15 protein-coding genes, 1 tRNA gene and 1 pseudogene are annotated in these 24,312 nt (G+C 65.0%); 11 read left to right on the top strand and 6 right to left on the bottom strand.

Annotated elements, in window-relative coordinates; translation table 11 throughout:
• Positions 1-63: 63 nt before the first annotated feature.
• Positions 64-1,417: pseudogene (locus tag ACV4UX_RS08745) on the bottom strand (transposase).
• Positions 1,418-1,738: 321 nt separating this feature from the next.
• Between ACV4UX_RS08745 and ACV4UX_RS08740 the strand changes: the two are divergent.
• The 3 genes from ACV4UX_RS08740 (at position 1,739) to ACV4UX_RS08730 (ending at position 7,052) form a co-directional block, all read left to right on the top strand.
• A complete protein-coding gene (locus ACV4UX_RS08740; RefSeq protein WP_491592923.1) occupies positions 1,739-2,791 on the top strand; it encodes a sugar ABC transporter substrate-binding protein in 1,053 nt (350 codons plus the stop codon).
• An 87-nt stretch (positions 2,792-2,878) separates the two neighbouring features.
• Positions 2,879-6,112 carry a PAS domain-containing sensor histidine kinase gene (locus tag ACV4UX_RS08735; protein ID WP_491592922.1) on the top strand — a complete coding sequence of 1,078 codons (3,234 nt, stop codon included), beginning with the start codon at positions 2,879-2,881 and terminating at the stop codon, positions 6,110-6,112.
• Between the two features lie 358 nt (positions 6,113-6,470).
• Positions 6,471-7,052, top strand: coding sequence for a hypothetical protein (locus ACV4UX_RS08730; protein ID WP_491592921.1), 582 nt, complete (start codon positions 6,471-6,473; stop codon positions 7,050-7,052).
• Positions 7,053-7,905: 853 nt separating this feature from the next.
• Here ACV4UX_RS08730 and ACV4UX_RS08725 read toward each other — a convergent pair.
• The 5 genes from ACV4UX_RS08725 to ACV4UX_RS08705 form a co-directional block, all read right to left on the bottom strand.
• Positions 7,906-7,982, bottom strand: a tRNA-Met gene (locus tag ACV4UX_RS08725).
• 69 nt (positions 7,983-8,051) lie between these two features.
• A complete protein-coding gene (locus ACV4UX_RS08720) occupies positions 8,052-8,549 on the bottom strand; it encodes a YchJ family protein (RefSeq protein ID WP_491592920.1) in 498 nt (165 codons plus the stop codon).
• A 4-nt stretch (positions 8,550-8,553) separates the two neighbouring features.
• Positions 8,554-10,023, bottom strand: coding sequence for a fused MFS/spermidine synthase (locus ACV4UX_RS08715; RefSeq protein WP_491592919.1), 1,470 nt, complete (start codon positions 10,021-10,023; stop codon positions 8,554-8,556).
• Between the two features lie 15 nt (positions 10,024-10,038).
• Positions 10,039-10,908, bottom strand: coding sequence for a peptide chain release factor N(5)-glutamine methyltransferase (gene prmC, locus ACV4UX_RS08710; protein ID WP_491592918.1), 870 nt, complete (start codon positions 10,906-10,908; stop codon positions 10,039-10,041).
• A gap of 41 nt (positions 10,909-10,949) precedes the next feature.
• Positions 10,950-15,092: a two-component regulator propeller domain-containing protein gene (locus tag ACV4UX_RS08705; protein ID WP_491592917.1), complete on the bottom strand. Its 4,143-nt coding sequence runs from the start codon at positions 15,090-15,092 to the stop codon at positions 10,950-10,952.
• 230 nt (positions 15,093-15,322) lie between these two features.
• On the opposite strand from ACV4UX_RS08705, the gene ACV4UX_RS08700 reads away from it, so the two are divergent.
• The 8 genes from ACV4UX_RS08700 to ACV4UX_RS08665 all read left to right on the top strand — a co-directional run.
• Positions 15,323-16,402 carry a tetratricopeptide repeat protein gene (locus ACV4UX_RS08700; RefSeq protein ID WP_491592916.1) on the top strand — a complete coding sequence of 360 codons (1,080 nt, stop codon included), beginning with the start codon at positions 15,323-15,325 and terminating at the stop codon, positions 16,400-16,402.
• Positions 16,402-17,181: a tetratricopeptide repeat protein gene (locus tag ACV4UX_RS08695; RefSeq protein WP_491592915.1), complete on the top strand. Its 780-nt coding sequence runs from the start codon at positions 16,402-16,404 to the stop codon at positions 17,179-17,181. Before ACV4UX_RS08700 ends, ACV4UX_RS08695 begins: the two co-directional genes overlap by 1 nt.
• 42 nt (positions 17,182-17,223) lie before the next feature.
• Positions 17,224-17,937 (top strand): tetratricopeptide repeat protein, encoded by a 714-nt coding sequence (locus ACV4UX_RS08690; protein WP_491592914.1) that lies wholly within the window; start codon positions 17,224-17,226, stop codon positions 17,935-17,937.
• A 109-nt stretch (positions 17,938-18,046) separates the two neighbouring features.
• Positions 18,047-20,194: a histidine kinase gene (locus tag ACV4UX_RS08685; RefSeq protein ID WP_491592913.1), complete on the top strand. Its 2,148-nt coding sequence runs from the start codon at positions 18,047-18,049 to the stop codon at positions 20,192-20,194.
• Complete coding sequence (locus ACV4UX_RS08680; RefSeq protein ID WP_491592912.1) at positions 20,191-20,961, top strand: LytR/AlgR family response regulator transcription factor; 771 nt, start codon at positions 20,191-20,193, stop codon at positions 20,959-20,961. Before ACV4UX_RS08685 ends, ACV4UX_RS08680 begins: the two co-directional genes overlap by 4 nt.
• A gap of 24 nt (positions 20,962-20,985) precedes the next feature.
• The gene (locus ACV4UX_RS08675; protein WP_491592911.1) at positions 20,986-21,912 is read left to right on the top strand and encodes a carcinine hydrolase/isopenicillin-N N-acyltransferase family protein; all 927 of its coding nucleotides are present in this window, start codon (positions 20,986-20,988) and stop codon (positions 21,910-21,912) included.
• Between the two features lie 437 nt (positions 21,913-22,349).
• Positions 22,350-22,901, top strand: coding sequence for a LutC/YkgG family protein (locus tag ACV4UX_RS08670; protein WP_173085723.1), 552 nt, complete (start codon positions 22,350-22,352; stop codon positions 22,899-22,901).
• Positions 22,901-24,312 (top strand): lactate utilization protein B (locus ACV4UX_RS08665; RefSeq protein ID WP_491592910.1); only part of this gene is annotated, 1,412 nt, incomplete at its 3' end. The genes ACV4UX_RS08670 and ACV4UX_RS08665, both read left to right, overlap by 1 nt.

The following is a 24,312-nucleotide window of genomic DNA, read 5'->3' as shown; positions in this document are numbered from 1 at the left end:
CTAGCCCTACCTCTTCGGTTGGACAGGATGTCCGGTCTAAACGGGGGCTACTCCAGTTTCTTACTAATGACCGCCGGTCATCACTGCGACCGGGAGAACCTGCTGCGAGTCGTCTTCGACCAAAAGCATGATGGCGAAAAGTGCTACTGATAGGCTCGATTCGGGCCAGATGATCGCAACCCAGGCGTCAGCCCAGCCCCTTGGGGTGCCGTGGTCGGTCTTGAGCCGCATCAGAAGGCCGAGGTTGAACCCGGCCACTTGGAGCAGGTAGCGTTTCTGGATGTTCTCCCGGCCCCGGAGCCAAACCCGGCGCATCCCGCCGGAGCGGTCTAGAGTGTGCTCGAAGCTGCGCTCCACGAGTTCCGCTCGCAATCATCCCAGAGACTTGCCAACCCCGGACGATATCCGGGCGCGGTTGTTGTATACGGCACGTCGGGCCTCGTGGTCGCCACGCCAGGAGTTCAGGACGTTGCGCTTGGGTTCGGCGATTCTGCTCCTCCACGGTCCTCCCGCATGGGCTTTGAGGACGTCGCGCGAGAAATACCCTTTGTCCGCGATCAGTTCCGCCGGGTCGTCCGGGCATGGTGGTGTGGGAGTGGCTCGTCCCAGGCTCTCCTGGGCGGCTTCCAGTGTCTTTGGCAGAGTCGCGGTGTCGCCCTTGTCCGCTTCATGGACCTCGACCGCCACGACCGCGCCTGTGTCCAGGTCCACCGCCTGTTCAGGCTTGTACGCCAGATGTGTCCGGCCATCCTTCACCTTGGTGATCTTCGCCTCGGGATCGACCGGAGACCGCCAGTCCTTGTTCGAAAGCGTCTTGCCCGTGCGTTTGCGGTCCATGCGAGCCAGGTCCTCGTCCGTCGGGGACTCGATGCCGCTTTCTTTGGCCATGCGCAGAAGCATCTTCCGATAACTCTTGCCCGTGTCCCGCCGCACGATGGTCTTGAGCGCCGCGTTGGCCTCCATGGTCGAGGCGTCCACGCCGATCCGGCCGCCAAGGACCAGGCCTTCCTTGCTAAGCACCTTGAGCACCCAGGTGAAAACCTCCTGGTGGATCGCAAGCGGCAGGCGGGACCGCGTCCGACTGAGCGAGGAATGATCGGCACGGATTCGCTGGCCGAAAGCTGGAGAAAGTCCCGCAGGGAAAGCGAATCTGAGCAGCGCCACTCAATGCCGCGCTCGCTGTCAATGCCTTCGAAATACCCCACGAGGTGCATCCGGAAATACCGACCCGGAGGGATCGATGGGCGGCCCTTGTCGGAATAGAAGGGCCGGGCCAGCTTCGCGGCAAACGCGTCGAAACCGGACTTGCGCAGAATCTGCTGGAGACGTCGTAAAAGGCGTGACCCCGTGACCGGGGAATCTCATCCCAGGCCAGATACATCTTCCCTTGCTGGTCGCCCTGATGTCCAAGAGCCATCGCTTCACCTCCAGCTGTACGAAGATTCTCGGTCACTTGGCGGAGTATTTCAACACGCTGCTAGGGCAATCCAGGGCAATCCAACGTCGAAGAAGAAGCAGAGGACCTACTTGAAAAGCTCGACGACGGCCAGGCCCTTGAGGTAATTGCGTATGGAGCCGAAAAGCCTTTCAACGTGCGGGAAAAGGGCGATGCCCCAGAGGTAGTGGGCAAACAGGTTGAGACCTAGACATCATTGATGAAATGTGCTTGTTATGCATTATGCTAGGCCTAAATGAACTCGATTGAACCGGCATGACTACCCACTTCAGGGAGACGGCTATGCACAAGTGCTATTTCATTATCTTCCTTGGCCTTGTCTTGCTGGCCGAAGCCACTCACGCACAAGTCAAACAGTACAGGGTTGGCGTGTTGTACTGGTCCATGAACATTCCCGGGCAGGTTGCCATGCGCGAAGGCCTGGAACAGGAGGCCCAGCGCATAAACGATGCCGCTAAAGCCAGCGGGAAACCCGGTGTGGTTCTTGAGGCCAAGGTGGCAGGCGACGGCGAGCAGGGCATCGAGAACCAAGTTCGCCAGATGAAGGAGTTCATCACTGCCAAGGTGGACATGATCATCGTTCAGCCAACGGACAACGCCGCCCTGGCCGATCCTCTGATCGCGGCCAACAACGCCAATATCCCCGTTGTTGCCTACGACCAGTACATAAGCCGGGGGAAGCTGGCAGCCTACAGGACGTCGGACAACTACCAGGCCGGTTTTCTTGGTGGGGAATACATCGCTGCGCGCTTTAAGGACAAGCCGGAGATCAAGCTGGTTCTTGTGGAATACCCACACGTTTCGTCCACCGTTGAGAGGGTGAATGGCTTTCTCGACGCACTGGCGCAGTCAAAAAGATCCTACAAGCTCTTGAAGAGCTACTCCGCTGTGGAACCTGTGGCAGGCAAAAAGGTCGCCGGGGACATTCTGCGGGAGTTCCCGGAACAAGGAAGCATCGACGTCGTCTTTACTGTGAACGATGGCGGCGGACTGGAAGTGGTTAATGGTCTTGGTAACGCGGGCCGTACGGAAATCCAGGTGGCCACGGTGGATGGGGACCCTGCCTCGGTGGGCAACATCCGGGCGGGCTGGCTAACCGTGATCGACGCGGCCCAGTTCTGCGGCCCCCTGGGTGCCGAAACCATGCGGGCGGCATACGCCGTGCTGTGCGGCGAGAATCCGCCCCAGCACGCCCTGGTGCCGGTATTTCCCATAACGCAAGAGACGCTCGCGGCGTATCCCGGCTGGATGGGACCATTGCCTGAATCATTTGCAAAGCCCTGGCCCAGTGTCGTCCCCCTGTGGAAAAACACTCTGCGCGTGGTTAAGCCTTAGGGGGGAAACCATATGCCGTCCGCAGACGCCCCCTTACGCTATGAGCGCAGGTTCGCCATAAGTTTTGGGGGCGTTTTGCTGGTGCTCATGCTCCTGGCCACTGGAGCAACATTTATTCTTTTGCAGCAACAGCAGGAGCGCGACGAGGACCGTCTGTGCGAAACCATCACTGCCATCGTCAGCGAGTCCATCAGCCGGGTGAGCTTCTCCGGGAAACACCACGCCCGCCTGATGGCGCAAGACATCCTGGTCAGGGCTCCCCAGCTGGCCTACATATCCATCGAAACAAAAGCAGGGGAGGTGCTGGCCCACAGCTCCCCGGAACGCAACGACTCCAGGCTTAACGAAGAAGCCCTGGCCCAGGCCAAGCAAAGCCTGGAATCCGGCCGTCCCGTGCTGACTCAGCGACATTGGGGAAAGGACCTGGTGAAGGAAGTCATCGTTCCTTACCGTGGCGGGTTCGACAACCAAGTACTGGGCGTGGTGCGCGTGGGCGTTGGCCTGTCCGAGTCCCGGGCGGTGATGGCCGCGATCATGGCCAGGCTCCTGGTGCTTATCGCATGCCTGACCATGGCGGCCATTTTCGCTGTCTTCTGGCTCAGCAGATACTACGGAAGGACCACCACCAGCCTAGCCAGCCAATTGCGCGGCATTTTAGACAACGCGCCCCTGGCCATTTGCGTAAGCGACTCCAAGGGACGTCTGCTGGCCTGCAGCGCGGCTTTCCAGTCTCTGCTGAAAACGTCCGGCAGCGAATCCTGTCCAGAATGCTTGCTTGTCTCCATGCTGCCTCCCGAGGCGAGCACCTTGATGCAACAACTATTGGAACAGGAATACAGCGCGCTTACGCGAATAAATGAAGAACTTACCGTATCGCTGCCCGAATGCGAACGCATCTGGCATTTTCTTGGATTCCCCATCTCCCTGAGCGCTTCAGGCGCGGTTCTCCAGTACTGCGTGGTCATCAGCGACATCACCGAGGAAAAAAACGCGCAGAAAAGGATGCAGGACGTTCTGGAACGCCTGCGTACAATAACGGCAACTGTTCCAGTGGTTCTCTATGAGGTCGCACCCGCCAACACGGACCCGCTGGAATTCCGGTTCGGCTTCGTGAGCGAGAAGGTCCGCGAGCTGCTTGGAATATCCGCCGAAGAACTGAAGAGGGATCCAGGAATCCTTCTCTCCCTTGTCCATCCCGATGATCGCGAAGGCTTCATGCAGGCCAACTATGATGCCCTCAGGAGGCTTGGACCCTTCCTGTACGACTTCCGGGTAGAATTACAAAGCGGTGAACAAAAATGGGTGCGTGCCGCGTCCATACCCAGCGGCTCTTCCGCCCAAAGCTTGAGCTGGAGCGGTTATCTCATGGACATCAGCCAGTCCAAGCTTGCCGGACTGGCCCTGGCCAGCAGCGAAAAGAAATACCGGCTCCTGGTGGAGCATCAGACGGATCTGGTGGTCAAAGTGGACACCTCGGGCCGCTTCCTCTACGTGAGTCCCTCCTATTGCCAGACCTTCGGCAAATCGGAAGAGGAACTCTTGAACACCACATTTATGCCCCTGGTGCATGAGGACGACAAGGAGGCCACGCGGGACGCCATGGAGGCCCTGTATGTGCCGCCCCACACGGCCTACATGGAACAGCGGGCCATGACGGCGAACGGCTGGCGCTGGTTCGCCTGGAACGATTCGGCCGTGGTCGATGCCAGCGGGGCCATCGTGGAGATAATAGGCGTTGGCCGCGACATCACCGAGAGAAAGAACCTGGAGCTGCGCCTGGCCGACCAGCTGGCCTTCCAGCAGGCCCTCATGGATACCATACCCTACGCGGTGTTCTACAAAGGGCCGGATTCGCGTTTCGTGGGCTTCAACAAGGCCTACGAGGACTGTTTCGGAGTCAGGCGGGAGGACCTTATCGGCAAACGGGTGCTGGACCTCGAGTACCTGCCCATGGCCGACCGCAACGCCTACCAGGCCGAGGACTTGGCCGTCATAGAGAGCGTCGGGCGCGTGCACAAGGAAATGCCCATCCCCTTTGCCGACGGGAAGTTGCACCAGACGCTCTATTCGGTCACAGGTTTCCGTCTTTCCGAAGGCCAGACCGGGGGGCTCATCGGCATCATCGTGGACATTACGGAGCGCAAGCACAACGAGGAAAAGCACCGAGTGCTCTTCGAAGCCTCTCCGGACGGCATCTTCCTCGTGAAGAACGGCCTCATCGTAGACTGCAATCCCAAAGCACTTACCTTAATGAACTGCGGGAAGGACCAATTGACCGGCCGCAACCCAGGCGAACTCTCCCCAGCCTTCCAGGCGGGTGGCGAAGAGTCCGTGGCCTTGGCCACCAGGAGGATGCAAGAGGCGCTTGAAGGCCGGCCGCAAACGTTCGAGTGGGTGCATCAACGGCCTGACGGCACGGAGTTCACCGCCGAAGTCTCACTGTCGGTCATGGATCTTTACAGCGAAACCTTCGTGATCTGTTTTTTCAGGGACATCACGGACCGCAAGCGGATGCAGGAACTCATGGTCCAGACCGAAAAGATGATGAGCGTGGGCGGCCTGGCAGCGGGCATGGCCCACGAGATCAACAACCCGCTCTCCGGCATCCTCCAGAGCATCCAGGTCATGAACCGGAGGCTTAAATCTCCCGAACCGGCGAACCTCAAGGCCGCTGAAGAGGCGGGGTGCACGTTCGAGAGCATCAAACACTTCATGGAAAGGCGTGAAATCCTGACTTCACTCGAAACCATGCGCGAAGCTGGCGTGAGGGCCGCGCGCATAGTGGCCAGCATGCTCGAATTCAGCCGCACCAGGAGCAGCGAATTCGCGCCCGTGGAGATCAATTCGCTGCTCGACAAATCCCAGGACCTCTGCGCCACGGACTATGACCTGAAGAAGAAGTACGATTTCAGAAAGATCGTCATCAATAAGGAATTCGCTTCAGGCCTTCCCCCGGTCCTGGGTTCGGCCACGCAGATCCAGCAGGTGTTCATGAACATCCTCACAAATTCCGCCCAGGCCGTGGCGGGAGTGGCCTCCCCGGCATTATCCCTGCGGACCGAAGCCTCGGAAGGCTGGGTGAAGATAGAAATCGAGGACAACGGGCCCGGCATGTCGCCGGATGTCCGCAAGAGGATCTTCGAGCCATTTTTCACTACCAAAGGGGTGGGTGAGGGCACCGGGCTTGGCTTGTCGGTTTCCTACTACATCATCGCCAACAACCACGGCGGGACGCTCGATGTGGAGTCCTCTCCCGGCGAGGGGGCACGGTTCATTATCAGACTGAAAGCGGCCAAGGCCGTTGTCCGCTCCCAGTCCTAACCTCCTCTGACAGTGTCCCTTCCGGAGGACGACCTGTGTACGATCGCGTCCTGGGCAACTGCGGCTCCCTGGTGCAGGGAGAAGAGAAGCGCCGCGCACTCCGGGTAAACGCTCTTGCTTGCGGGATGAGTCGCCGGGAGAAAAGGGTGTGATTTGGCGGATGATGGAGAAAAACAGTCGGGCCGTGAGGCTTCACCCAATGGGTGAACGCCTGCGCAAGGGTTATCCAGGGGGAAAATAAAGCAATACAGCTTATTAAGATGGATGATGTTGTGTTCTTCGGCCGTGATTCACTCAAGTTGGGTAAGGATTGACACAACCTGCGTCTTGAACGAACCAATTAAGACAACCCCAAACCTTGGCGGTCTATCAAATGCCCGATCCAACGGAAGAACTGTTCAAGCTCATCGAATGGAAACCGGAGTATGATTGCGTAGTAAGCGCACTGAACTGCCAACACAAAGACACCGCTATCTTCCTTAATAAATGGTTCACCGACATCAAGCTTCAACGGATCAAACAAGGGCGGGTAGCTACCTATTTGGACGACAAAATTCAATACTTTGAACATTTTTGTTCGCAGCATTTTGCATTTGAAGAAGACGTCATAACCATTCTCTGCACGAGGTTTAAATTCAATTCGGAGCACTACGAAAAACACATTGCCTGCCACAAAAACTTCTACTCCTCATTGCTCAAAGTATTGGCAGAGCAGATTTCTTACTTTAAGAAACATGGAGACACAACAACGATTGAAGACCTGATTGGCGACAGTTTAAAGGATATATCTCGCTGGTGGTTTTACCACATCACGACCGGAGAGCGCAGGACAGGGAGCGTCTCGGACAATGAATACAGATCCTACATCAACAGCTTTTCATCGCATCAAAAGATTGACCTGCTTAATGAAATCGTGAGCAAGTCACATCTCCCAGATTGATCAGGCTTCACTAGGACACTTCATTGCCGTGAACCAGGTTCTCCACGTTCAGGGAACACTTTCAGAACTTCATCCGAAAATCCCAGCTCCATAAAACAACATGGAATGGGCCATATTTCCAGCAGGCTACTTTCGTAAGCCGCTCCAGATTCAGGCATGGTCAATCTGTGTACCGTAACAGTATGCAGAAGCCCGTCAAAATCATCCTAGCCCTCTTCTCCTGCTCTGTGTAATTGAACAAATTGAGCCGTTTATAAAGCCTGATGACCCCCAAGGCCTACGCGGGAATGATTGGCAACAACCTGAACCAAGGGGGGGCACATGTGTTCCTTCCGTTCCTCCTGCGGGCCTGATACCCTGGAGTCCATGCCACGACATCCTGACATTCTTTCTGGTGGCTCTGGCCCTGATCGTGGTGAGCACTTCCTACGCAGTCTGCCGCGCGGGAAAACCTCTGACTTCGTGCGCGTGGACTTCGCCGGCTACAAGGGCAGGGGGATGACCGAGCGCTTCGTAAGCAAGGACAGGTAGGCGCGTCGCTCCGGCTACACCCAGACAAATCAATACTCCTCGCTGGAGCATCTGTGCTCGCATTACCTGTTTGAACCAGTGGCCTGCACGTCTGCGGCCGGTAGGGAAAAGATGCAAGTGGAGATGCAGTCCGCGTTCAAACCTCGAACATGACATGCCCCTTGAAAACCTCGCCACGGCCGTGGTTGAGAAGGGGGTCGGAGCGGGACTTAGCGCATGGGCGGGATGCCCCATGATGGGCAATATTGCCGTGCGTGCTGGGGATAGTGCTGGGGAAAGAAAAAGGGCCTTCCGGATGATCTCCGTAAGGCCCTGATTTCCTTGGTTGCGGGGGTGGGATTTGAACCCACGATCTTCGGGTTATGAGCCCGATGAGCTACCGGTCTGCTCCACCCCGCGTCAGAAGAGTAGGTCTATGCTCGTTCGCTCAGTCTGTCAACGATTATTGAGAGTCGGCGCGAAATATCTTCAGCCGCAGCATTTCTTGTGCTTCTTGCCGCTGCCGCAGGGGCAGGGGTCGTTGCGGCCCACCTTGGGGCCGGAGGCCTTCACGGGCTCCCGGTTGGACTTCACCTTGCCGTCCACGTAGCCCCAGCGGCCTTCGCGGCGGCGGAAGCGCGCGCGCTCGCGCAGCTCCTGCTCCTCGCCGTCCATCACGAAGCGGGCCACGAACTCCACCTCGCCCTCTTCGTCGTCCTCCTGGCCGCCCTTGGTGGCCAGCACCGTCAGGCTCTTCCAATCGGCCTTCTCGGACCACTCGCGGGTGCCCTGTTCGTCGAAGGTGGCGTGCCATTTGGGGTCCAGGGAGCGCTTCAGGTGCGTCAGGTCGCCCAGGGCGTAGGCCGTGTATCGCGAGCGCATGAGCGCCTCGGCGGTGGGCGCGGCCTTCTCGCCCGATACGATGGGGCCGCAGCACTCGGCCAGGTCGCGGCCGGAGCCGCAGGGACAGGACTTCTCGTCGGTCATGGGTTCACCATCCGGTCAGATAACGTTCTACGGGTGCGTATTCGTCGGTAAGGATCAGCGCGCCGGAGAGCTCCGGCGGCGGGATCCGGCGGTCCAGGCGTCCGGCCATCTCGCCGTCGGCGCTGGTCCAGACCCTGGGGGCGTCGGTCTTGAAGCAGACCAGCAGGAGGTTCTGCGGGGCATCCTCCGCGCCGCCGCTCCAGGTCCGCAGCGCGTGGACCTGCGGGAAGGCCTGGGAGTATGTGGCCGCGAAGGATTTGTAAAGCCTCGCGCGCGGCCCCGTGAGCGCGCCGATGGTGTTCACGATGAGCACCCCGTCGTCCGCCAGCGCCAGAGCCAGGCGGCGCACGGTCTCCACGGTGGCGAGGTGGAAGGGGATGGAGGCTGCGGAGTTGAACACGTCCACCACGATCACGTCGTAGCGCTGATCGTTTGCGTTGAGGAAGGTCCGGGCGTCCTCGTGGAGGATGGTGAGGCGCGGGTCTTCGGGCAGGAAGAAGTGCGCCCGGGCCAGGGCCGTGATGCCGGGGTCGAGCTCCACCACGTCCACCCGGGCCTCGGGGTGGCGGCGCAGCACGTACTTGGGGAAGGCGTAGGCACCGCCCCCCAGCACCAGCACGCGGCGCATGCCCGGCGCGAAGTGCGAGGCGATGGGCAGGAAGCGCGTGTAGTTGAGGGCCAGGGCCTCGGGCTCGTCGGGGTAGACGCCCCCCTGCACGCCCTCGGGGCCGGTGCTCAGGGCCACGATGGTCCGGCCGGAGGTGTAGTCGCGCGAGGGGTAGACCAGGGCGCGCTGGTAGGGGGTGTCCACGTCCACCACGCCCTGGGCGGCCAGGGCGGCGGTCTGGGATGCGCTGAAGAGGTAGAGCCCCACGCAGGCCAGGGCCGCCACGGCCTTCAGGGGCCAGCGTCCGGCGTGGCACAGGGCCGAGGCCCCGGCGAGCACGGCGGCCATGAGGAAAAGGATGGCCGAACTGCCGAAGTAGGAAATGAGGAAGAACCCTCCCGCGAAGACCCCCACGATGGACCCGGCCGTGGAGAGAGCGTAGAGCCTTCCCACGGTGCGCCCGGCCGTGGCCGTGTCCGTGAGCCGGATGCGCGCGGCGAAGGGGGCGATCATGCCCAGCAGCGTGGCCGCCGGGCCGAAGAGGCAGGCCACCGCCAGCAGCGACGAGGCGTGCAGCCCCGTGCCCGAGGCCCGGATCATCTCCACCACGAAGGTGTTGGCGAACCCCACGGCCGCCGTGCTGGCCGCCGCCGCGAGGATCACGCCCGAGAGGGCCTTGCGAGAGGGATTGCGGTCGGCCATGCGCCCGCCCCACCAGTAGCCCAGGGACAGGGCGGCCAGGATCACGCCGATGACGCTGGTCCAGACCACCGTGGACGTGCCCAGATAGGGCGCCAGGATGCGCGTGGCGGCCAGTTCGATGACCATGACCACCGCGCCGCAAAGGAAGACGACGATCTCCAACATGGGGGCTCCTTGCGGTCAGTCGGGCTTGCGGCCCAGGACAGCGCGGTCCAGCCCGGCGAGATCCTTGAGGACGCGCACCTGGGTGAAGCCGTGCTCCGGGGCCTCGAAGAGGTCTTTGACGGCCTGGCCCTGCTTCCAGCCGATTTCGACCAGCAGCGCGCCCCCGGGGGCCAGGCGGTCCCTGGCGGCGGTGAGCACGGCGGGGTAGGCCTCCAGCCCGGTGGGGCCGGGGGTGAGGGCCTGGCGGGGCTCGAAGCGGGCCACCTCGGGGGAGAGTTCCGCGTATTCCTCCTGGCTCACGTAGGGCGGATTGGAGACCAGCAGCTGATAGCCGCCGGGCGCCTCTGGGAGCGCGGAGAAATCGGCTTCCACGAAGTCCGTGCGGTCTTCCACGCCGTGGCGGCGGGCGTTGGCCCGGGCTGCGGCCAGGGCCTCGGGGCTCGAATCCAGGGCGGTGACGCGCGCCTGGGGCAGATGCACGGCCAGGCAAACGGCCAGGCAGCCCGAGCCGCAGCCCAGGTCCGCCGCGTGCAGGGGGGCGTCTTTGGGGAAGAGTCCCAGGGCCGTCTCCACGATCAGCTCGGTTTCGGGCCTGGGCACCAGCACGCCGGGGCCCACCTGGAAGGTCAGGCTGAAGAATTCGCGCTCGCCAAGGATGTAGGCCGTGGGTTCTCCCCGGCCGCGACGGGCCACCAGGGGGCGAAGGGCGTCCAGTTCGGGGGGGGCCAGGGGGCGGTCCAGGTCGAGGATGAGGGCCATGCGGTCGATGCCCAGGCCCTTGGCCAGCACGAGCTGGGCCGAGAGCCGGGGCGAGTCCACGGCCTTTTCGGCGAAGTAGGCCTCGGTCTTCTGGAGGATTTCCCGGATGGTGGGCTGTCGGGACATGGGGCGCTGATGCTACCTGCGCCGGGCGGCGATGCCAAGCCCTATTCGCGGCTGCGCGCGTTGGCGGACTGGCCGGCGCGGCCCAGGCAGCGCGCCAGGGTGGCGTAGAGGGTCTCGGGGAGCACGGGCTTGGTGAGGTAGCCGTCCATGCCCGCTTCCAGGCAGCGTTCGCGGTCGCCGGCCATGGCGTGGGCGGTGAGGGCCACCAGCACCGGGCGCGCGCCGTTCTGGCGCAGGCGGATGGCCCGGGCCAGTTCGTAGCCGTCCATGACGGGCATCTGCACGTCCAGGAGCACGGCGGCGAAGGCCTCGCGCTCCAACCGTTCCAGGGCCTGGCTGCCGTTTTCCGCAACGGCCGGGAGCATGCCCGCCATGCGCAGGAGTTCGGAGGTGAGCTCGCGGTTGAGGGCGTTGTCGTCCACCACGAGGATCTTCACGCCGCGCAGGGCGGAGTGGTCGCCGCGCGGCAGGGCGTCGTGCAGTGCGCTGTCGCGGTCCACGCCCAGGGTGGCCCGGAAGGTGAAGGTGCTGCCCCGGTCCGGTTCGGTGACCACGGCAACGTCGCCCCCCATCATGTCGGCCAGGCGGCGCACGATGGAGAGGCCAAGGCCCGTGCCGCCGAAGCGGCGCGAGGTGGAGCTGTCGGCCTGCACGAAGGGGTTGAAGATGCGCGCGGCCTGCTCGGGGGTCATGCCGATGCCGGTGTCGCGCACGGTGAACACGGCCTCCACGGCGTCGGGTGTGGCGCGCCCGGCGCTTACATGCAAGGACACCCCCCCCTGCTCGGTGAACTTGAGGGCGTTGCCCACCAGATTGATGAGCACCTGCTCCAGGCGCAGGCTGTCTCCCACCAGGGTTCCCGGCATGTCGGGGTCTTTCTGGATGGTGAAGTGCAGACGCTTTTCCGCGGCCTTGTCCGTGAAGATGTCCCGTACGGAATCCAGCACGGAGGAGAGCCGGAAGGGGGCCGGCACCAGTTCCAGCTTGCCCGCCTCGATCTTGGAGAGGTCGAGCAGGTCGTTGATCAGGCCCTGGAGCACGCGCCCGGCGGTGGTGACCTTTTCGAGGTTGACGCGCAGGTCGGGCGGCGGGTCCTGGTGCAGGGAAATGTCCGTAAGGCCAAGGATGGCGTTGAGGGGCGAGCGGATCTCGTGGCTGACGTTGGCCAGGAAGTCGCTCTTGGCCTGGTTGGAGGCCTCCGCGCGCTCCCTGGCTTCGATGAGTTCGGTCTCCAGGCGCTTGCGTTCGGAGATGTCGGCGAAGATCCACAGAACGCTGGGCTCGTTGAACACCTCGATGAGCGCGGCGGAGCACAGGGCGGGCAGGGGGGCGCCGGGGGCCTGGCGGTGGTGCAGGGCGATTTCGCGGTTGAGCACCACGCGTCGGGCATTCAGGTCATCCAGGATGGCCTTGCGTTCGGCCAGGTTGGCCCACAGGCCCAGCTCCACGCCAGGGACGCCCATGACCTCCTGGGCGTCGTGGCCGGTGAGGGCGCAGAAGGCCCGGTTCACCTGGATGACGCGGCCGCCGCGCAGGGAGGAGATGGCCACGGCCACGGGGCTGTACTGGAAGATGGCCTGGAAGCTCTGCTGGCTGTCGCGCAGGTCCTTTTCGGCGCGCACGCGTTCCTCGATCTCGTGGCGAAGCGAGGCGACCTGGCGCGAGACGGTGTCTTCGAGCTCTGCTCGTCGGGCCTTGAGCGCGGCCAGCCGCCACGTGTAGAGGCCCCAGAGCGCCGCTGCGGCCGCCGCCAGGCAGAGGGTCTTGAACCAGACCGTGCGCCACACCGGCGGCGTGACCACCAGCGACACGGAAAGGACGGGGCCCCAGAGCCCCTCGTCGTTGGCCGAGCGCGCCTGGAAGGTGTAGCGGCCTGGATCGAGGTTGGTGTAGGTGGCGTGGTTGGCCGCCTGGCCCTCCACCCAGTCGGTGTCGAAGCCTTCGAGGCGGTAGGCGAAGTGGTTTTTCTGGGGGTTGGCGAAGTCCAGGGAGGCAAACTCGAAGGTGACGCTCAGGTCGCCTGGAGAGAGGGTCACGACGGGCTCGGTTGCGGGGAAATCCAGCGGGCGGGGGTGGTTGTTCACCTTGAGCCCCGAGAGGGCCGTCCTGGGGGCGTGGGTGTTGGGTTCCACTAGGGAGGGGTCGAATTCGTTGACGCCCGAGAAGCCGCCGAAGACCATGCGCGGCCCGGGTCCTTTGTGGAAGGCGTTCATGTAGTATTCGAGGCCCGCCAGGCCGTCGGCTCTGGAGTAGTTCCGGATGGCCCCGGTCTCGGGGTCGAGCCGGGAGATGCCCTTGAAGGTGCTCATCCAGACGCGTCCCTGGGCGTCCAGGGCCAGGCCCTGGATGCCGTCGTCGGTGAGTCCGTCGCGTTCGGACCAGCGCCTGCACTCGCCGGTGGCTGGATCGAAGAGGTTGAGTCCGCCGTCGGTGCCCACCCAGAGCTTGCCCGAGGGGGCCTCCACGATGGGGGTGACGCGGTCGTTGGAGAGGCTTTTGGGGTTGCGCGGGTCGTTGCGCCAGTGGCGGAAGACGCCTGTGGCGGGGTCGAAACGGTTGATGCCCCCGTTGGTGCCGATCCAGAGCGCGCCGTCGCGCGTCTGGATGATGTGGCGCACGCGGTCGTGGCTGATGGAGTCGGGGTTGGCGGGGTCGTTCTGGTAGCGGGTTACCTTGCCGGTGTCGGGATCGATGCGGTTGAGCCCGCCTTTGCTCGTGCCGGCCCAGACCATGCCGGAGCGGTCCTCGAAGAGCCACCAGATCTTGTCCTGGGAGAGTGTGTTCGGGTTGTCGCGGTCGCTTCGCAGGTGGGAGAAGGTGTTGGTGGAGCGGTCGAGGATACTGATGCCCTTTTCCACCGTGCCCACCCAGATTCGCCCCCGGGAGTCTTCCATGATGCAGTTGATCATGTCGTCTCCAAGGCTGGTGGGGTCGGCCGGGTTGTTGCGCCAGGCCTTGTCCAGACGCCGCGAGGCGTCCAGGCGGACCATGCCCTCGTAGCGAAGGCCGATCCAGAGGCCGCCCTCGCGATCGAGGCGCACCGCGCCCACCTCCTTGCCGGGCAGGCCTCCGGGCTCGCCCGGCGTCTGGCGGTAGACCGCGAACCAGCGCGACCCGGTGATGAGCTTGCTCACGCCCGCCGAGTAGGTGCCGAACCAGAGCACGCCCGATTCGTCTTCCAGGATGGAGATCACGTCGTTCTGGCTGATGGTGTCCGGCACATAGGGGTTGTGGGGAAAGAATTCGAAGGACCTGGCCCCGTCCTGCTCCACGAGCCTGCCCACGCCTGCGGAGGTGGCGGCCCAGAGCATGCCGCGACGGTCGCGCAGGATGCGGAACACCCCCACGGAGGGGATGTGGCGTTCCAGGGTGCGCCCGGCTGTGTCCAGGCGCAGAAGGCCCGCGCCGTCGGTGGCGATCCAGAGGATGGACCCGCCGTCGGGGTGGAGCGCGTTGATCTGGGCCTCGGAGAGCAGCCTTGTCAGTTCCGGCCACTCGGGAGCCTCCAGGACGCCGCGCTTGCTGTCCAGGCGCAGCAGCGCCTTGCGCGAGGCGGCCCAGACCTGCCCCGAGGCGTCCTGGGCGATGGCCACGATGTCGGCGTCCTTGGGGGACGCAGCCTCGGCCTGCCCGATGCGCCGGAAACGGCCCGTGGTCCGGTCCATTTCGGCCAGGCCGCCCCCCGTGCCGACGCGCAGAATGCCGGAGGCGTCCTCGTGGAGGGCGTGCACCTCGTTGCTGGGGATGCTCGCCGGATCGCCCGGGGTGTGGGAAAAGACTCCGAAACGGCCCGTGGTCCTGTCGCGGTGCAGCAGGCCCGCGCTGCGCGTGCCGGCCCAGAGGTCGCCCTTGGCGTCCACGGCCAGGGAGCGGATGTTGGCGTCGGGCAGGACGTCGGAGGTGAAGACGGAGAAGGAGCGGCCGTCGAAGCGGTTCAGGCCCGAGTAGGTGCCGATCCAGAGGAAGCCGTCGCGGTCCTGCGCCATGCACACGGCGGAGGATTGGGAGAGGCCCTCGTCCACGCCGAAGCTTTGGAAGCGCGGCTGGAAAGGGGAGGCCGCCAGGGCGGCGGAGGACGCATACGCCGTCACGCAGAGTAAAACGATCAACGCCGTCAGGGTCTGCGTGAGGCCCGGGCGGAGCGAGGGCCGTCCGGCGGGGCGGATCATGCTGGACTGCGACAAGATGTTCCCCGTGGTGCTCTGTAAGAAACCGAATCAAACCCATAATCAAGAAACATGACGGGAGTAAAGGACCTGCCGGGGTGTTCCGGAGGGCGTCCCGGGGTATTCTGTCCTGCTCTCGGGACTTCCGGCCGTACAACGCGCAACCGGCGCGTCCCCGTTGACATCGGGGCGTGCATGGATCAATTCAGACAATCCAGGCGTTCATCAAGCATTCAAGGCGGCCTTCCATGCGATTCGACCCCAGCAGCCTCTCGGTGGCCATCCTCTCGGGCGACGTGCGCCACGCCGCCCTGGACAAGAACACCCTGCTGCGCATGAGGTTTCAGGATGTCCGGGCCTTCCAGTCGCTCCAGCAGTCGCAGGGCCACCTGGAGTCTGGCAACGCAAGCATCGCGCTCATCGACTCCGCCCTGGCCGACATGGACGGCATCGCCTGCCTGCGCCGACTGGCCAAGGGCAGGCGCACTGCCGTGAAGGCCCTGGTGATGGTCACCAGCGAGAGCCAGCAGGAGTATGTGATGGACGCCGTCTCCGCCGGATGCTCGGGCTATGTGATCCGTCCGTATTCGCTGGAAACCATGGAGAAACACATCCGCGCCGCCTGGAACTCGCTCTCGCCCGGGGAGATCGAGGAAGAGATGCTCCAGAGCGCCCGGGACGCCCTGCAACGCCAGGACTTCGATGCCGCCATCAGCGAATTCGAGGAAATGGTCTCCGAGGAGAACGAGGCCCTCAAGTATTTCAACCTGGGCATGGATTACCTCCGGGAGAAAAAGTACGGCAAGGCCATCCTCTCCTTCAACAAGGCCGTGGCACTCAACGAACTCTACGCCGAAGCCCATCGGGGACTGGCCTACGCCCACAAGGGCAAAGGCGACGATTCGGCCTACCAGGAGCATCTGCGCCGAGCCGCCGATCTCTTCGCGCTGCAGGACAAACTCGCGGAACTCAAGGAAGTGTTCGTGGAGATCCTGCGCGACGACCCGGAGGCCGTGAACCCCTACAACACCCTGGGGGTGAAGCTCAGGCGCTCCGGAGATTATCTGGGCGCGCTCCATGCCTACAATCAGGCCCTCTCCGTCACTCCGGAGGACGAAAACCTCCACTACAACATCGCCAAGGCCCACATCTACGCTGGAGAAACCGACCGCGCCCTGGAGCACCTGCGCCAGGCCCTGGTCCTGAAGCCGGACTTCACGGAGGCGGGCCAGCTGGCCCGCCGGATCGAGCACGGCGAATCCGCCGGGGCAGACCCCAAAGAAGCGACTCCGGCCAGGGCAAGCGCCGGCGGGCTCCTCCTCGACTGATGGAGCACCCCGCCGCCAGACTCCACGGCATCTTCTCCCAGGAGACCACCGTGACCCTCGGCACGGGCGCCACCCGGCGAAAAACCGTCACCAGAACCTACTGGTTCGCCCGGGAGGTCCAGAACGGCAAGGTGGAGATGCGCAGCCTCGACGTGGATTTCCAGCTCCAGGGCACGCTCCTCCTGCTGGACCGCGAAGAGGTGCTCACGGGCTACATGCCCGAGGCCCAGGCCACCTACCAGTACCTGAGCCGCCCCCTCATGCAGGGCGACGCCTACCGCGAGGGAGGCAACCACCCCGGGGCCGTGCGCGAATACGAGAAGGTGCGCCGCATCGACGAGGCCAACGTCCGCGCGGCCTTCGGCCTGGGCATCTCGCTGCTGGCCCTGGGGCTCACGGACAAGGCCGTGCGCGTTTTCGACAATCTTCTGGAACTCGACGAGGCCTTCTCCGACGAGCACAAGCACCTCTTCAACGAACTGGGCATTTCCCTGCGCAAGCGCGGCCTCCTGGACCAGACCCTGCGCTACTACTTCCGCGCCCAGGAGATGACCTTCCTGGACGAGAACCTCCAGTTCAACATCGCCAGGGCCTACCTGGAAAAAAACGACCTGGACAACGCCCTGAAACATCTGCTCAATGCCCTGGACATCAACAGCTTCTTCGGGGAAGGGCTCCAGTTCGCACGGTACATCCTGGACAAGAGGCTCCTGAACGAGGACGACAAACGCCGTCGCCAGCTTCATCAGACGCTGCGCGCGGCCGGATATCTGGAATGAGCGCCCCGGACGATCGCATGCCGGACGGCGCGGGGAGTGTGCATGCCCCTGCAGGATGACGCGCCCAGGGCGCTTGGCGTCTACGCACGCAGCGTGGAGAGCGAGATCGGCACCGGCGCCACCGCCGGAACCCGCGAAACCGTCACCTGGTGGTACGCGCGCCTGGCCGCGCCCGGCCGGGTGGAACTGCAGCCCCTCACCAGCGCGGGGCTGCCCTCGGGCATCGTCTCGCGCATGTCCCTGGCCGAATTCCTGAAGGCCCACCGCCCGGAACCCTTCTACTACCGCGAGAACCCCTCCCAGACCCTGGACGCCCTCTGCCGCGCGCTCCTCGATCCGCAGGGCGGCGGCCTCCCCTCCCTGGACGCGCGGGAACGCAAGACGCTCTCCGCCTTCGTGGGGGCCGAGCCCCCCGCCGGGGAGGACCCGGACTACATGGCCCAGGCGCGCCAGGCCCTGGAGACTCTGCGCTGCACCGCCCCGGACGCCCTGGAGGAGCACCGCGCGAGCCTCAACCATTTCGCCGTGAGCCTGCGCAAGAAAGGCCATTTCGACGAATCCATCGGCTTCTACGAGAAGGCCGTGGAACTCGAAAGCAACGACGAGAACGTCTTCTTCAACCTGGCCCGGGTGCACTACGACAAGGGCGACCGGGATTCCTGCCGCGAGGCCCTGGAACGCGCCCTGGCCATCAATCCCGGTTTCATGGAAGCCATCCGCTTCCTGCGCTTCCTCTCCGGGAAGAAGCTCGCCTAGAACCGGGCCGGGAGCGCCGGGGCGCGCGCCATTCCCTTGCGCCCGCGAACGTGCTAGACAATCGCCGCCGCCGCGCCCGTACGGGCCATCCCGGCGGCCAAGGCCAGACATGACCCAGTTCCTCCCGCGCGTCTTCGCCCTCGCGGCGCTCCTCATGTGCCTGGCCGTCCAGGCGGCGTGGGCTGCGCCCAAACAGCGCGTGCTCCTGCTGCACTCCTACCACCAGGGCCTCAACTGGACCGACGGCGTGGACGCTGGCATCCGCTCCGTGCTGGCGGGGTTGCCCGGGGTGGAGCTCTACACCGAATACCTGGACGCCAAGCGCGTGCACGCCCCCGAGGACGCCCCGGCCCTGGCCGGACGCCTCCAGGCCAAGTACGCCCGCGTGCCCATGGACGTGGTGGTGGCCTCCGACGACGACGCCTTCAGGTTCCTGCTGGGCTGGCGAGCCCGGGTGTTCCCCCGGGCGCGGGTGGTGTTCTGCGGGGTGAACTTCTTCGACGAGGCCATGCTGGGGGCCGAAAAGGACCACGTGACCGGCGTGGTGGAAGACTTCGACGTGCGCGGCACCCTGCGCGCGGCCCTGGCCATGCTGCCCGCCACCTACCGCGTGGTGGTGGTGAACGACCGCTCCAGCACCGGCCAGGCCAACGCCAAGGCCCTGGCCGAGGTGATGCCCGAGTTCGAGAAGAAGGTGGCCGTGACCACCCTGGACGACCTGACCATGGACGAACTCCTGGAGCGCGTGGAGGCCCTGTCCCAGGGCGACCTGATCCTGCTCATGACCTTCAACCGCGACCGCGCCGGGCGCACCTTCGACTACGACGAATCCATCGCCCTCATCGCCTCCCGGGCCAAGGCCCCCATGTTCGGCGTGTGGGATTTCTACCTGGGCCACGGCATCGTGGGCGGTCTGCTCACCAGCGGGTTCAACCAGGGCGAGGTGGCGGGGCGCATGGCCCAGCGCCTGCTCGCGGGCGAGAGCGTGGCCGACGTGCCCGTGCGCAAGCAGAGCCCCCACCGCTACATGTTCGACTACGCCCAGCTGCGCCGCTTCGCCATCCCTCTCTCGGCCCTGCCGGAGGGCAGCGAGGTGGTCAACCGCCCGGCCTCCTTCTACGACGAGCACCAGGGCAAGGTGCTCGCCGTGGCCGCCGCCTTCCTGCTGCTTCTGGGCATGGTCATGGCCCTGTGGGTGAACATCCAGGGCCGCAAGAAGACCGAGGCCAGCCTGCGCGAATCCGAAGAGAAGTTCGAGCGCATCTTCCGCCACAGCCCGGACTGGATCGCCATCCTGCGCCTGAACGGCGGCATCTACCTGGACGTGAACGAGGCCTTCGAGAAGGTCACGGGCTTTTCCCGGGCAGAAGTCGTGGGGCGCACCTCCATGGACATCGGCATCTACGCCAACCCCGACCAGCGCTACGAACTCGATGACGAATTCCTGCGCACCGGCAGCACCCAGAACCAGGAACTGCAATACCGCACCAAATCCGGCGAGGTGATCACCGTAGAGCGCTCAGGAGAACTTGTGGAGATCGGCGGGGAGCGCTGCATCGTCTCCATCGTGCGCGACATCACCCAGAAACGGCAGGCTGAGCAGGCTCTTCTGGAGTCCGAGAGGCAGAAGAAGCTGCGTACGGAAGCCGAGATCAAGATGCTCCAGGCCCAGATCAATCCGCATTTCCTCTTCAACGCCATCACGTCCATCATGCACTACATCCGCACCGATCCGGACACCGCATCGGACCTGCTGGTGAAACTGGGCGATTTCTTCCGCAAGAACATCAAGCCCGGAGGCTCCAGCATCCCCCTGGCCAAGGAGCTGGAGCACTGCGAGGACTACCTCTCCATCGAGCGGGCCCGCTTCGAGGAGCGCCTGCGCGTCTCCTACGCCGTGGACCCCGCCGTGCTGGAGTGCCCCGTGCCGCCCCTGATCCTCCAGCCCCTGGTGGAGAACGCCCTGCGCCACGGGCTCATGCCCAAGGAGGAGGGCGGCGAGATCCGCATCGAGGCCGCCGCCGTGGAGGGGGGCGTGCGCATCTGCGTGCGCGACGACGGCGTGGGCATGGATCAGGCCGATGCCGAGCCGCTCCTGGCGGGCGACGTGTCCCGCGCCCGGCCCAAGGGCTCGGGCCTGGCCCTGGGCAACGTGCAGGCCCGGCTCGTGGGCATCCACGGCGTGGGCCACGGCCTGTGCATCGAAACCGCGCCGGGCAGGGGCTTCACCGTGTGCTTCACCATCCCCCGCCCATGAGCCTCACCGCGTTCATCATCGACGACGAGGGCCCCGTGCGCCGCGAGTTGCGCCACCAGCTGGGGCGCATCGAGGACGTGGCCGTGGTGGGCGACGCCGCCAGCGCTTCCGCCGCCATGCCCCAGCTGCGCGCCCTCCAGCCCGACCTGGTGTTCCTGGACATCCAGATGCCCGGCGTCTCGGGCCTGGAGCTCACCTACCTCTTCGGCTCCATGCCCAAGAAGCCGCTTCTGGCCTTCGTCACCGCCTACGAGGAGCACGCCGTGGCCGCCTTCGAGCTGGAGGCCCTGGACTACATCCTCAAGCCCTTCACCCTGGAGCGCCTGAAAAAGACCGTGGACCGCGCCCGGCGCGCCCTGCGCCTGGACGAGCCCCGCGACGCCCAGCCCGTCCCGTCACAGATCCCGGCCCAGCCGCTGGAACCCCAGGCCCCCGAGCGGCGCATCCCCCTCTACGACGGCGAGCGCATCGTGCCCACGCTGCCCAAGCATGTCTTCTCCGTCTCCAGCGAGGACGGGCGCATCACCGTGCACACCGTACACGGCCGCTACACCGCCAAGGCCACCATCTCCGAACTGGAGGAACGCCTGGCCCCCCACGGCTTCTTCCGCGCCCACCGCAGCCATCTGGTGAACCTGGCCCATGTGGCCGAGATCATCCCCTGGACCGGCGGCAGCTACAAGCTCGTCCTGAGCGACCGCGAGCGCTCCGAGATCGTGGTGAGCCGCTACAACGTCAAGGACCTCAAGGCCCACTTCGACATCTGAAGCGCGCCCGCGGCCGGAACCGTCATGCCCGCACGCCTCCTTGCCCTCCTGCTTTCCTTGCTGCTGCTCTGGGCCGCAGACGCCCCGGCCTGCACCCTCTGGGCGCTCAACGGGGCGGACGTGGAAGGGGGCGGGAGCCTCCTGGTGAAGAACCGCGACTTCGCCCCGGACCACCCCACGCGCTTCGCGCTCCTGGCGCCGCGCGGAGGCTACCGCGTGGCGGCCATGCTTTCCGTGACGCCCGAGGGCCGGGCCATGGTGGTGGGCGGGGTCAACGAGAAGGGGCTGGCCGTGGTCACGGCCACGGCGGGAACCATCCCCCGGGCGCGGCGTCTCGAGCGGGTCCGCGAGGGCGGTCTCGCCGGCGCGGCCCGGACCCTCCTGGCGCGCTGCGCCTCCGTGGACGAGGTTTTCGCGGGCCAGGAGGCCCTGGCCCGGCTGGCCCCGGCCTTCGCGCTGGTGGCCGACGCGCGCCGTCTTGCCGTGCTGGAGTGCTCGGGCACGGGATATGCCCTGGAGCCCGTTCCCGCAGGCGCGTTCGCCGCGCACACCAACCACCCCGTGCTGCCGTGCGGCCCGGCGGACCTGCGCGTCCGCCCCGACGCCCCGGGCAGCGTTGCGCGCCTGGAGCGCATCCGCGCGCTGCTGGACCAGGCCGCGCGGCCCCTGGACCCGGAACGGGCCGCGTCCTTCTCCCGCGACGCGGTCGCGGGGCCGGACCAGTCCATCTTCCGCACGGGCTCCACGCCCTCCAGCACGCGCACACTGGGCATGCTGGCCGTCTGGCTGCCGCCCGGAGGCGCGGCCCCCGTGCTGCTGGCGCGCACGAACAACCCCGGAGAGCCGGAGGAAGAGCGCCGCCTCGTGCTGGACGAAGCCTTCTGGCGCTCCGCACCGGCTGCGGGCGGTTCCCTGCCGCTCCCGGGCTTCGGCGCGGTTCCGGCACACTGAACGCGCTCGCGCCGCGTCGCGTTCCCGGGGCTTTCCTGCTCCGACGGTCCGCTTTGTCCGCGCGCACATCTCCCGACCGTCGGCCGTCAGGTCCCAGATCCACCGGCAGCCCGTCCGCCGCCCTCGCCATGCGCCTCCTTCATGCAGCCATTGAGCCCCTGCGGCGCGCCATTGGGCTGCGTCCGGCCTGCGGTTGCGGAGGATGATGTCCGGCAACATTTTGAAATCACGAATGTTTTTCTGGAGACATTGTTCGCTGGCTCCTGTCTTCTCCATTGAGCCCCCGAAAACAGCCATTCAGCCCCGCCAGAGTGTTTTTCAACTTTTTGCTCCCGATTTCTCCACATCAGGTCTACATGCTCCGCACACGGCCGTGCCAGCGCGGCCAGGGAAACGGGCGGACTGACCGGCCGCCCCCAATCAGGAGGACCTCCCACATGTTCGACCTCTTCAAAGCCAAAGCCGAGGCCGTCAGCGCCGAGGTGCATCGCTTCCCGGCAAAAGGCCCTGCCCTGGACTTCATCAAGGAGACCTTCCGCAAGGAAGGCGTGGCCGACGCCCCCCAGGCCTACGCCGTGTGGGTGGACTGCCCCTTCCTGGAAGGCGTGGACAAGGACGCCCTGGCCGGCGAGTTCCCCGGCCTCACCTTCAACGTCACCCGCGACAAGGCCGAGCAGTCCAGGATCGGTGTCACCCAGATGCACTGGGGCATCGCCAACACCGGCACCGTGGCCCAGAACTCCACCGACCCCAAGGAGCGCCTGGCCTCCATGCTGCCCTGGCTGCACATCGCCATCGTGGGCACCGACGCCATCCTCCCGGACCTTCCGGCCCTGCTGGAAACCGTGCACCCCAAGGACTGCGCCTACCTGGCGCTGATCTCCGGCCCCAGCCGCACCGCCGACATCGAGCGCGTGCTGACCATCGGCGTCCACGGGCCCGAGCGCCTCATCATTGTCTGCATCGACGACCTGGGAGGGCAGAACTAATGGCCACCACCGAATTCAAGGAATCCATCGACAAGGCCCTCCACGACGCCAACCTGAGCGGAGCCCTGGGCCGCTTCTCCGAGGCCTACGCCGTGGCCCGGGCCAAGGCCTACGAGGGCATCGACTTCGAAGCCCTGCGCGGGCGCATCGCCGCCATCAAAGGCTACGCCGCCGAGCACATGGACGAGCTGGCCGCCCAGTTCACCAAGGCCGCCGAGGCGCGCGGGGCCAAGGTGTTCCGCGCCAACTCGCCCCAGCAGGTGAAGGAGTACATCGCCAACCTCTGCCGCGAGAAGGGCGTCAAGCGCATCGTCAAGTCCAAGTCCATGGCCACCGAGGAGATCCACCTCAACAAGCACCTCCAGGCCCAGGGCGTGCAGGTCAACGAGACCGACCTGGGCGAGTGGATCATCCAGCTGGCCGGGCAGACCCCCTCCCACATGGTCATGCCCGCCATCCACATGACCCGCGACGAGGTGGCCGACCTCTTCAGCAAGGAAATCAACGAGCGCCTCACCAACGACATCCCCAAGCTCGTCAAGGTGGCCCGCAAGGAGCTGCGCGAGAAGTTCCTCCAGGCCGACATGGGCATCTCCGGCGGCAACATGGCCATCGCCGAAACCGGCACCATCGCCCTGGTGACCAACGAGGGCAACGCCCGCCTGACCACCAGCCTGCCCAGGATCCACGTGGCCGTGGTGGGCCTGGAAAAGCTCATCCCCACCTGGGCCGACGCCGCCCCCATCCTGGTGGCCCTGCCCAAGAGCGCCACCAGCCAGCAGCTCACCAGCTACGTGAGCCTGATCACCGGCCCCACCCAGAACGACGACGGCTCCATGAAGGAGATGCACATCATCCTCATGGACAACCGCCGCACCGAGATGGCCCGCGACCCCATCTTCAAGCAGGCCCTGCAGTGCATCCGCTGCGCCTCCTGCCTCAACGTGTGCCCGGTCTACCGCCTGGTGGGCGGCCACGTGTTCGGCAAGGTGTACACCGGCGGCATCGGCACCATCCTCACGGCCTGGTTCGACGAGCTGAAAAAAAGCGAGGACATCCAGGGCCTGTGCATCCAGTGCGGCAACTGCAAGCAGGTCTGCCCCGGCCAGATCGACATCCCGGCGCTCATCCTGGAAATCCGGCGCAGGCTGGCCAAGGAACAGGGCCAGGGTCCGGTGCAGAAGGCCATCTTCACCGTGGTGAACAACCGCAAACTGTTCCACGCCATGCTGCGCACGGCCTCCAAGACCCAGGGCCTCGTGGGGGCCAAGGACGGCTTCATCCGCCATCTGCCGCTCTTCCTCTCCGGCCTGGCGGACTTCCGCAGCCTGCCCGCCATCGCGGACAAGCCCTTCCGCGACGTGTTCGACACCATCCGCCAGCCCGCCCTGCAGAAGAAGGTGGCCTTCTA

The organism is Fundidesulfovibrio sp. (genome assembly GCF_058402725.1).
Note: the sequence above shows the minus strand (reverse complement) of the source record. Positions and strands in the feature narration are given on the sequence as shown.

What these genes read in the sequence shown, in the direction of transcription:
- ACV4UX_RS08690 (WP_491592914.1), top strand. Translation starts at nt 17,224, where the DNA reads ATGCCCCTGCAGGATGACGCGCCCAGGGCGCTTGGCGTCTACGCACGC.
- ACV4UX_RS08670 (WP_173085723.1), top strand. Translation starts at nt 22,350, where the DNA reads ATGTTCGACCTCTTCAAAGCCAAAGCCGAGGCCGTCAGCGCCGAGGTG.
- ACV4UX_RS08720 (WP_491592920.1), bottom strand. Translation starts at nt 8,549, where the DNA reads ATGACCGACGAGAAGTCCTGTCCCTGCGGCTCCGGCCGCGACCTGGCC.
- ACV4UX_RS08700 (WP_491592916.1), top strand. Translation starts at nt 15,323, where the DNA reads ATGCGATTCGACCCCAGCAGCCTCTCGGTGGCCATCCTCTCGGGCGAC.
- ACV4UX_RS08680 (WP_491592912.1), top strand. Translation starts at nt 20,191, where the DNA reads ATGAGCCTCACCGCGTTCATCATCGACGACGAGGGCCCCGTGCGCCGC.
- ACV4UX_RS08740 (WP_491592923.1), top strand. Translation starts at nt 1,739, where the DNA reads ATGCACAAGTGCTATTTCATTATCTTCCTTGGCCTTGTCTTGCTGGCC.
- ACV4UX_RS08715 (WP_491592919.1), bottom strand. Translation starts at nt 10,023, where the DNA reads ATGTTGGAGATCGTCGTCTTCCTTTGCGGCGCGGTGGTCATGGTCATC.
- ACV4UX_RS08695 (WP_491592915.1), top strand. Translation starts at nt 16,402, where the DNA reads ATGGAGCACCCCGCCGCCAGACTCCACGGCATCTTCTCCCAGGAGACC.
- ACV4UX_RS08685 (WP_491592913.1), top strand. Translation starts at nt 18,047, where the DNA reads ATGACCCAGTTCCTCCCGCGCGTCTTCGCCCTCGCGGCGCTCCTCATG.
- ACV4UX_RS08675 (WP_491592911.1), top strand. Translation starts at nt 20,986, where the DNA reads ATGCCCGCACGCCTCCTTGCCCTCCTGCTTTCCTTGCTGCTGCTCTGG.
- ACV4UX_RS08735 (WP_491592922.1), top strand. Translation starts at nt 2,879, where the DNA reads ATGCTCCTGGCCACTGGAGCAACATTTATTCTTTTGCAGCAACAGCAG.
- prmC (WP_491592918.1), bottom strand. Translation starts at nt 10,908, where the DNA reads ATGTCCCGACAGCCCACCATCCGGGAAATCCTCCAGAAGACCGAGGCC.